This is a genomic window from Caldimonas sp. (assembly GCF_046291045.1).
In the GTDB taxonomy this organism is placed as follows: Bacteria; Pseudomonadota; Gammaproteobacteria; order Burkholderiales; family Burkholderiaceae_C; genus Caldimonas.
Window position 1 is genome coordinate 21,847 of the sequence record NZ_JBKBSL010000035.1, and the last position, 9,416, is coordinate 31,262.

8 protein-coding genes are annotated in these 9,416 nt (G+C 66.0%); 7 read left to right on the forward strand and 1 reads right to left on the reverse strand.

Features of this window, described 5'->3' with window-relative positions:
• Position 1: 1 nt before the first annotated feature.
• The gene (locus ACK4ZD_RS12420) at positions 2-559 is read right to left on the reverse strand and encodes an HNH endonuclease (RefSeq protein ID WP_409662487.1); all 558 of its coding nucleotides are present in this window, start codon (positions 557-559) and stop codon (positions 2-4) included.
• Positions 560-988: 429 nt separating this feature from the next.
• On the opposite strand from ACK4ZD_RS12420, the gene ACK4ZD_RS12425 reads away from it, so the two are divergent.
• From ACK4ZD_RS12425 to ACK4ZD_RS12455, 7 genes are all read left to right on the forward strand, one after another.
• Complete coding sequence (locus ACK4ZD_RS12425; RefSeq protein WP_409662490.1) at positions 989-1,705, forward strand: TetR/AcrR family transcriptional regulator; 717 nt, start codon at positions 989-991, stop codon at positions 1,703-1,705.
• 15 nt (positions 1,706-1,720) lie between these two features.
• On the forward strand, positions 1,721-3,511 hold the full coding sequence (locus ACK4ZD_RS12430) for an acyl-CoA dehydrogenase C-terminal domain-containing protein (RefSeq protein WP_409662493.1): 1,791 nt from the start codon (positions 1,721-1,723) through the stop codon (positions 3,509-3,511).
• Positions 3,512-3,561: 50 nt separating this feature from the next.
• The gene (locus ACK4ZD_RS12435) at positions 3,562-4,002 is read left to right on the forward strand and encodes a DUF2147 domain-containing protein (RefSeq protein WP_409662495.1); all 441 of its coding nucleotides are present in this window, start codon (positions 3,562-3,564) and stop codon (positions 4,000-4,002) included.
• A 58-nt stretch (positions 4,003-4,060) separates the two neighbouring features.
• A complete protein-coding gene (locus ACK4ZD_RS12440; protein ID WP_409662498.1) occupies positions 4,061-6,445 on the forward strand; it encodes a 3-hydroxyacyl-CoA dehydrogenase/enoyl-CoA hydratase family protein in 2,385 nt (794 codons plus the stop codon).
• Between the two features lie 13 nt (positions 6,446-6,458).
• Positions 6,459-7,655, forward strand: a complete 1,197-nt coding sequence (locus tag ACK4ZD_RS12445) for an acetyl-CoA C-acyltransferase (RefSeq protein ID WP_409662501.1) — start codon at positions 6,459-6,461, stop codon at positions 7,653-7,655.
• 62 nt (positions 7,656-7,717) lie between these two features.
• Positions 7,718-8,605 (forward strand): alpha/beta fold hydrolase, encoded by an 888-nt coding sequence (locus ACK4ZD_RS12450; RefSeq protein ID WP_409662504.1) that lies wholly within the window; start codon positions 7,718-7,720, stop codon positions 8,603-8,605.
• Complete coding sequence (locus ACK4ZD_RS12455; protein WP_409662507.1) at positions 8,602-9,366, forward strand: enoyl-CoA hydratase; 765 nt, start codon at positions 8,602-8,604, stop codon at positions 9,364-9,366. The genes ACK4ZD_RS12450 and ACK4ZD_RS12455 overlap by 4 nt, the downstream gene beginning before the upstream one ends.
• Positions 9,367-9,416: the final 50 nt, after the last annotated feature.

Genomic DNA, 9,416 nt, shown 5'->3' on the forward strand with positions numbered 1-9,416 from the left:
TTCAGCCGTGCAGACGGCTGCTGCGCGGCACGCTGGCCAGCAAAAACTCCATCTGGTCGGCCAGGATGCGACGACCGCGCAGGATCATGTCCTCGTGCAAGCTGGGCACATAGGGCAGGTAGAGCAGGCTCATGCGCGCCTCCTCGGGGGTGCGGTTGCCCTTGCGGCCATTGCAGGCCCGGCAGGCCGTGATGCAGTTCATCCAGCTGTCCAGCCCGCCGCGCGAGGTGGGCACGATGTGCTCGCGCGTCAAATCGTCGGGGTGGAACTGCCCGCCACAGTAGGCGCAAATGTGCCGGTCGCGCGCAAACAGCTTGGTGTTCGACAGCGCCGGCACCTGTCGCCAAGCCCGGCTGGGGATGGCACCGCGCACCGCGATGATGGGGTGCAGTTCGATGCGCGACTGCAGGCCGCTGGCGCGCTGGATCCCGCCGCGCAGCACCACGAAGGGATCGCCCAGCGTCCAGGCCACCCCATCGGTGGCATAAAGCGTGGCCGCTTCCCGGGTCGAGATCCAGGCTTGCGGGCGGCCGGACACGTCGAGCTGCAGCACATCCATGGCGAAACCTTGTCTCCCTGCAGAAGGGGGGAGCCTCGGGAACCGGGGGCCTAGGCCGTTTCGCGAAGCAACATCGTCCAGCATATGGCAAGACGCCCCGCGGGCTCAAGCGTCAGGCCCCAAAGCTCGGCGCCCCACGCGGTTGCGGCCCACGGCGCCAGGAACCCGCGTGCCTCCACGACACCCGAGGGCTGTGCCATGTGCAGCGCCGGCGGCCGACGGCCTTGTGCCGCAGCGCGCCTTGTTCCACACTGCTGCGGGCGGTGCGAAACGGCAGGAAGCACCGGGTCGGATCAGGGTAATCCCTTGGTTTGGGGCCTGTGAAGGGCGTTCTAGGGAATAAGCCCTAAGAAATGGTGACAGTGACTTGCCCGAGCGCGGTGGAATTCTGCAAAATAGAACGACCGTTCGTTTTATTTCGGGGTCTCCGTGAGCGCACTGCCTTCCACCACGACCAAATCCCTCCGCGAGGGCGGGCGCAGCCTGCACAAGGGGCAGCAGACCAAGGCGGCCATCCTCGACGCGGCCCTGGCGCTGGCGTCGCAGGTGGGCCTCGAAGGCCTGTCCATCGGCGCGTTGGCCGAAGTCATGCGCATGAGCAAGTCGGGGGTCTTCGCCCACTTCGGCTCGCGTGAGGAACTGCAGATCTCGGTGATCCGCGAGTATCACCACCGCTTCGAGGAGGAGGTGTTCTTCCCTTCGCTGGCCGAGGCGCGAGGCCTGCCGCGGCTGCGGGCATTGTTCGAGCGCTGGGTGCGCCGAGTCTCGGTGGAGATCGACTCGGGCTGCATCTATATCAGCGGTGCGGTGGAGTTCGACGACCGCCCCGGTCCCGTGCGCGATGCATTGGCCGACATGGTGCTGACCTGGCACAAGGCCCTGGGCCGCGCCATCGCGATTTCCGTGCAGGAGGGGCATCTGCGCGAAGACACCGACCCGCAGCAAATGCTATTCGAGATCCATGGCCTGATCCTGGCCTTGCACCACGACGCCCGCTTCCTGCGCTCTCCCGGCGCCTTGGACCGCGCGCGTCGTGGCTTTGACTTCATCGTCAGCCACTATGCGACGGACAAGGCGCCCAAGGCCGCGCCCTTGAAGCCGCCGCGCAAGACCGTTTCCAAGTCCTCCCGCCAACCGTCTGTCTGAACCCAGGAGCCCTACATGCCCCAGTACACCCCGCCGCTGCGCGACATGCAATTCGTGATGCACGAAGTGCTGAACGTGGTCGACGAGCTCAAGACCCTGCCGGCCCATGCTGACATCGATGCCGAGACGATCAACGCGGTGCTCGAGGAAGGCGGCAAGTTCGCCGCGCAGGTCATCTTCCCGCTGAACATCAGCGGCGACGAGGAAGGCTGCACGCTGGACAAGACCACCCACGAGGTCAAGGCGCCCAAGGGCTTCAAGGAAGCCTACCGGCAATACGTCGAAGGCGGATGGCCCGCGCTGAGCTGCGACCCCGAGTACGGCGGGCAGGGCCTGCCGCACGTGGTCAACCAGTCCTTCTACGAGATGCTCAACTCGGCCAACCAGGCCTGGACCATGTACCCGGGCCTGTCGCATGGTGCCTACGAGGCCCTGCACGCCCATGGCACGCCCGAGCAAAAAAAGCTGTACCTGCCCAAGCTGGTCAGCGGCGAGTGGACGGGCACCATGTGCTTGACCGAACCCCATTGCGGCACCGACCTGGGCCTGCTGCGCACCAAGGCCGAGCCCCAGCCCGACGGCACCTACAAGCTCACCGGCCAGAAGATCTTCATCTCCGCCGGCGAACACGACTTGGCCGAGAACATCGTCCATCTCGTGCTGGCTCGCCTGCCTGATGCGCCGGCTGGCTCCAAGGGCATCTCGCTGTTTGTCGTGCCCAAGTTCAAGGTCAATCCCGACGGGTCGCTCGGCGAGCGCAACCCCATCTATTGCGGCGGCCTGGAGCACAAGATGGGTATTCACGGCAACGCCACCTGCCAGATGATCCTCGACGGTGCGGTGGGCACGATGGTGGGGGAGCCTCACAAAGGGCTGGCCGCGATGTTCGTGATGATGAACGCGGCACGCCTGGGGGTGGGCATGCAGTCGCTGGGCCTGACCGAAGTGGCCTACCAGAATGCCGTCGCCTACGCCAAGGACCGCCTGCAGATGCGCGCCCTGTCCGGCCCGAAGGCGCCCGACAAGCCGGCCGATCCCATCATCGTGCACCCCGACGTGCGCAAGATGTTGCTGACCGCCCGGGCCTATGCCGAGGGTGCACGCGCCGTGGCGATGTGGACCACGCTGCAGCTCGACAAAGAACTGGCCACCGACGACGAGGACGTTCGCAAGGAGTGCGCCGACCTGGTGGCGCTGCTCACGCCGATCATCAAGGCCTTCTTCACCGACAACGGATGGATCGCCACCTCGCACTGTTTGCAGGTCTTCGGCGGGCATGGCTACATCAAGGAATGGGGCATGGAGCAGTACGTGCGCGATGCCCGCATCAACATGATCTATGAGGGCACCAACACGGTCCAGGCGCTCGACCTGCTGGGCCGCAAGGTGCTGGCCGACAACGGCGCCAAGCTCAAGAAGTTCGGCAAGCTGGTGCAAGCCTTCGTCGAAGAAGAAGGCGTCAACGAGGCGATGCAAGAGTTCGTCAACCCGCTGGCCGATCTGGGCGAAAAGGTGACCAAGCTCACGATGGAAATCGGCATGAAGGCCATGGGCAATGCCGACGAGGTGGGTGCCGCGGCGGTGGACTACCTGCGGGTGTGCGGCCATCTGGTGTTCGCCTACTTCTGGGCTCGCATGGCCAAGGTGGCACTGGCCAAGAAGGACAGCGGCGACCCCTTCTACACCGCCAAGCTGGCCACGGCTCGCTTCTACTTCGCCAAGCTGCTGCCCGAGACGGCCGGCCTCATCCGCACGGCCCGTGCCGGCCTCAAGCCGCTGATGGAGATGGACGAGGCGCTGTTCTGAGTTTCTGCGGGCCGCACCCGGCCCGCGCCCGTTGACACAGGAGACAAGCGATGAACAAGAGAACCCTGATCGCCGCTGTGGCCGTGCTGCTGTGCGGCTTGGCGCAGGCCAGCCCCGTAGGACTGTGGAAGACCATCGACGACGGCTCGAAGAAGGAGAAGTCGCTGGTGCGCATCAGCGATCAGGGCGGCGTGCTCATCGGGCGCATCGAGAAACTGCTCGACCCCGAATCCAAGGCGGACGCCGTGTGCGACAAGTGCAGCGACGAGCGTAAAGGCCAGCCCATCGTGGGCCTGAACATCATCCGCAACGTCCGACCCAACGCCGACGACGCAGCCATTTGGGATGGGGGCGACATCCTCGATCCCAACAACGGCAAGGTCTACAAAGTTCGTCTGAAGCCGGTGGACGGCGGCAAGAAGCTGGAGGTGCGCGGCTACATCGGAGCGCCCTTGCTCGGGCGCACCCAGGTCTGGCAGCGCGTCGAATGATCCCCGTGCCGATGGCGCGTGGTTCCGCGCCTTCGGCCTTCACATCAAGGAGAACCCCGTGAGTCGATTCCAAGTCCGCAAGGTGGCCGTGCTCGGCGCCGGCGTGATGGGCGCACAAATCGCCGCCCATCTGGTCAATGTGAAGGTGCCGGTCGTGCTGTTCGACCTGCCGGCCAAGGACGGCCCGAAAAACGGCATCGTCAGCAAGGCCGTCGAGAATCTCAAGAAGCTGAAACCGGCCCCGCTGGGCATTGCCGAGGACGCCGCCCGCATCGAGCAGGCCAACTACGAGGAGCACATCGACAAGCTGCGCGAATGTGACCTCGTCATCGAGGCCATCGCCGAACGCATGGACTGGAAGCTCGACCTGTACAAGAAGATCGCGCCCTACGTGGCCCCGCACGCCATCGTCGCGTCCAACACCTCGGGTCTGTCGATCACCAAGCTCAGCGAGGCTTTGCCTGAAGAGATCAAGCCGCGCTTTTGCGGCATCCATTTCTTCAACCCGCCGCGCTACATGTACTTGGTGGAGCTCATCCCCACCCCCACGACGAAGCCCGAGATCCTCGACCAGCTTGAGACCTTCGTGACGACCAGCCTGGGCAAGGGCGTGGTGCGTGCCAAGGACACGCCCAACTTCATCGCCAACCGCGTGGGCATCGCCGGCATGTTGGCCACCATCAAGGAAGCCGAGAACTTCGGCCTGACCTATGACGTGGTGGACGATCTCACCGGCAAAAAGATGGGCCGAGCCAGCTCGGGCACCTTCCGAACGGCCGATGTGGTGGGCCTGGACACCATGGCCCATGTCATCAAGACCTTGCAGGACAACCTGAAGGACGACCCCTTCTACGCCAGCTATGCCACGCCGCCGGTGCTGGCCAAGCTGATCGAGCAGGGAGCCCTGGGCCAGAAGAGCGGCGCGGGTTTCTACAAGAAGGTGGGCAAGGACATCCTGCGCCTGGACCCGGCCAAGGGCGAATACGTGCCCGCCGGTGCCAAGGGCGACGAGATCGTCGCGCGCATTCTGAAGAAAGCCCCGGCCGAACGCCTGAAGCTGCTGCGCGAGTCGAGCAACCCGCAAGCCCAGTTCCTGTGGGCCATCCTGCGCGACAGCTTCCACTACGCGGCGGTGCACCTGGAGACCATCGCCGACTGCGCCCGCGACGTGGACTTCGCGATGCGCTGGGGCTTCGGCATGAGCCAGGGCCCCTTCGAGCTGTGGCAGGCCGCCGGCTGGAAGCAGGTGGCCGAGTGGGTCCAGGCCGATATCGACGCGGGCAAGGCCCTGAGCAAGGTGCCGTTGCCAGATTGGGTGTTCGATGGCCGCGAGGGCGTGCACACGCCCGAAGGCTCCTGGAGCCCGTCGCAGAAGAAATACATCCCGCGCAGCAGCCTGGCCGTCTACCAGCGCCAGCACTTCCCCGAGACCGTGCTGGGCTCGGGGGCGGTCGAGCCCCTCAAAGCCGGCACGGAGGTCTTCAAGAACGACGAGGTCCGCGTGTGGACGCTCGACGGCGAAGTGCTGATTGCCAGCATCACCGCCAAGCTGCACCTCATCAGCCCCACCGTGACCGAGGGCCTGCTCAAGGCGGTGGACTTGGCGGAGCAGGGCTATAAGGGCCTGGTGATCTGGTCGCCCGATGATGTGTTCTCGGCCGGTGCCAACCTCGAGGCCCTGATGCCGGTGTTCATGGCCAAGGGCTCCAAAGGCATCGCCCCGGAGGAGAAGAAGCTGCAAGACGCGATGCTGCGCATTCGCTACGCGCAGGTGCCGGTGGTCTCGGCCCTGCGCGGCATCGCGCTGGGCGGGGGCTGCGAACTCGCCATCCACAGTGCCTGCCGCGTGGCCGCGATGGAAAGCTACGTGGGTCTGGTGGAGGTGGGTGTGGGCCTGATCCCCGGCGCGGGTGGACTGACCTACATCGCCCGCCGTGCGGCCGAGATGGCCGCTGCCGGCAACGCCAATGCCGATATCCTCAGGTTCCTGACCGACGGCTTTACCAGCGCTGCGATGGCCAAGGTGGGCACCAGCGCGATCGAATCGCGCAAGCTGGGCTACCTGCTGGACAGCGACGTGATCGTCCCCAACAAGGACGAGCTGCTCTACGTGGCCCTGTCGCAAGCCAAGGCGATGTTCGACGCCGGATACCGTCCGCCGCACAAGGCCGTCTTCCCGGTGGCCGGCCGCTCGGCCAAAGCCACGATCATGGCCCAGCTGGCGAACATGCGCGACGGCGGCTTCATCAGCCAGCACGACTATCACATCTCGAGCCTGATCGCCGACGTGGTCTGCGGCGGCGAGGTCGAGGCCGGCTCGCTGGTCAACGAGGAGTACCTGATGGCCCTGGAGCGTCAGCACTTCTGCAGCCTGCTCGACCATCCCAAGACGCAGGAACGCATCATGGGCATGCTGCAAACCGGCAAGCCGGTTCGGAACTGATCGGAGATCTCACATGAAACAAATTCAAGACGCCTACATCGTCGCCGCCACGCGCACTCCGATCGGCAAGTCGGGCCGCGGCTACTTCAAGAACACCCGTCCCGACGACCTGTTGGTGGCCGCCATCCGTGGTGCGCTCAAACAAGTGCCCAACCTCGACCCCAAAGCCATCGAGGATGCCATCGTCGGCTGCGCCATGCCCGAGGCCGAGCAGGGCATGAACGTCGCCCGCGTGGCCGCGCTCTTGTCCGGCCTGCCCAACACCGTCGGTGGCGTCACCGTCAACCGTTTCTGCGCAGCCGGCCTGACGGCAGTGCAGATGGCGGCCGACCGCATCCGCGTGGGTGAGGCCGACGTGATGATCGCCGGCGGTGTCGAGTCGATGAGCATGGTGCCCATGGGCGGCAACAAGCCGTCCTTCAACCCGGAGGTGTTCGCACGCGACGAGAACATCGGTATTGCCTACGGCATGGGCCTGACGGCCGAGAAGGTGGCGCAGCAGTGGAAGGTCTCGCGCGAGGCGCAAGACGAATTTGCGCTGCATTCGCACCTCAAAGCACTCAAGGCCATACAAGCCGGCGAGTTCAAGGACGAGATCACCCCGGTGGAGATCGTCGAGCGCTTCCCCAACCTGGCCGATGGCAGCATCACGGTCAAGACCCGCACTGTGGACGTCGACGAAGGCCCACGTGCCGACACCTCGCCCGAAGGACTGGCCCGTCTGAAGCCGGTGTTCGCCGCCAAGGGCAGCGTCACGGCCGGCAACAGTTCGCAGACCTCCGACGGTGCCGGCTGCCTGATCCTGGCCAGCGAGGCCGCGATCAAGCGCTACGACCTCCAGCCCCTGGCCCGCTTCGTCAGTTTCGCAATCAAGGGCGTGCCGCCCGAGATCATGGGCATCGGCCCGATCGAGGCCATCCCTGCGGCGCTGAAGTCCGCCGGGCTGACCCAGGATCAGCTCGACTGGATCGAGCTGAACGAGGCCTTTGCCGCCCAGTCGCTGGCCGTGCTCAACACGCTGGACCTCGACCGCAGCAAGGTCAACCCCATGGGCGGCGCGATCGCCCTGGGCCACCCGCTGGGGGCCACCGGCGCGATTCGCTCGGCCACGGTCGTCCACGCGCTGCGCCGCCACAACTTGAAGTACGGCATGGTGACCATGTGCGTGGGCACCGGCCAGGGGGCCGCGGGCATCTTCGAGCGCGTCTGATGCGCAGCCGCAGGCCGCCTTGCGCGGCCTGCTTTCCTTCCGTCGTCGACCAGGAGACCGGCATGGAGCGGCAAACCCTCCTCACACCCGAAGGCGTGCGCCTGGGGGTGCGCTACTACCGGCCCGATGCCCAGGTCTGCGCCCCGCAGGCCGTGGTGCTGATCGCGCCGGCCATGGGCGTGCTGCAGGGCTACTACGAGCCCTTCGCTCGTTGGCTGGCCGAGCAGGGTTTCCTGGTGGTCAGCTTCGACTACCGCGGCATGGGCGAGTCCCGTCCGCCGGGATTGCGCTCGCTACGCGGCTTCGAGGCCGATCTTTTCGACTGGGCGCGAGACTTCGACGCGGTGATCGACGCCGTCGTCGATGCTGCACCCGACTTGCCGCTCTATGTGGTGGGGCACAGCCTGGGGGCGCAGCTGCCCGGCTTGCTGCGCAACCGCGACCGCATCGCGGGCCTGGTGTCGGTGGCCGCTGGCAGCGGCTACTGGCGCGACAACGCGCCACCGCTGCGGCGCATGGTGCTCTACTTCTGGCATGTGCTGGTGCCCGTGGCCACGCGGCTCTTCGGTTACTTCCCCGGCAAGCGGCTGCGCAAGGTGGGCGACCTGCCTCGCGGCGTGATCCTCCAGTGGCGGCGCTGGTGCCTGCATCCGCGCTACCATGTGGGGGCCGAGGGGGCGAGCGTGCGCGAAGCCTTCGAGCAGGCTCGCTTTCCGGTCGTGGCCCTGTCGATCACCGACGACGAGCTGATGACCGAGCGCGGCACGCGCGTGCTGGTGGACTGCTACGCCAACGCCCCTCGGCGCATCGAGCGCATTGCGCCGCGAGACGTGCAGGCCCGGCGCATCGGCCATTTTGGCTTCTTCCGTGAGCAGTTCGAGCCCACCTTGTGGCGCCGAGTGAAGGAGCTCTTCGACAGCTTCACCCCTTACACCAAGGAGACCGCATGACCATCAAGACCGCCGTCCTCAACGGCGTGGCCAGCATCGAGATCGCCCGGCCCGAGAAGAAGAATGCGCTGACCACCGCGATGTACCAGGCCATGGCCGATGCCTTGGCTGCAGCTCGGGAAAGCAAGAGCGTGAGGGCCGTGCTCATCCACGGCCAGCCGGATGTGTTCACGTCTGGCAACGACCTCGAGGACTTCATGCAGCGGCCGCCCCAGGGCATGGATTCGCCGGTGTTCCAGTTCATGCGTGGGCTGCTGGAATGCGACAAACCCGTGGTCGTGGCCGTCACCGGTGCGGCCATCGGCATCGGCACCACGATGCTGCTGCACTGCGACCTGGTCTATGCGGCCGACACCGCGCGCTTCGCGATGCCCTTCGCCAGCCTGGGTCTGGTGCCCGAGTTCGCCTCCAGCCTGCTCGTGCCGCTGTATGCCGGCCATGTGAAGGCGGCCGAAAAGCTGCTGCTGGGGGATCCCTTCGGCGCCGAGGAAGCCCAGGAGATGCGCCTGATCAATGCCATCGTGCCCGCGGGCGAAGTCGTGAACCATGCGCGACGCGTGGCCGAGCGATTCAACCAATTGGCACCCGCGGCCGTGCGCGAGAGCAAGAAGCTGCTGCGTCGTGCCAACGCCAAGCTGGTGCAGGAGACCATCGCCGTCGAAGGCGAGCTCTTCGGCCAGCGCCTGCGCAGCCCCGAAGCCCGTGAGGCCTTCCAGGCCTTCTTCGACAAGCGCAAGCCCGACTTCACGAAGTTCGACTGAGCCTGCCCGCCCTGTGCCGCAACGCCCGCCTTGCGCGGGCGTTGTGTTTA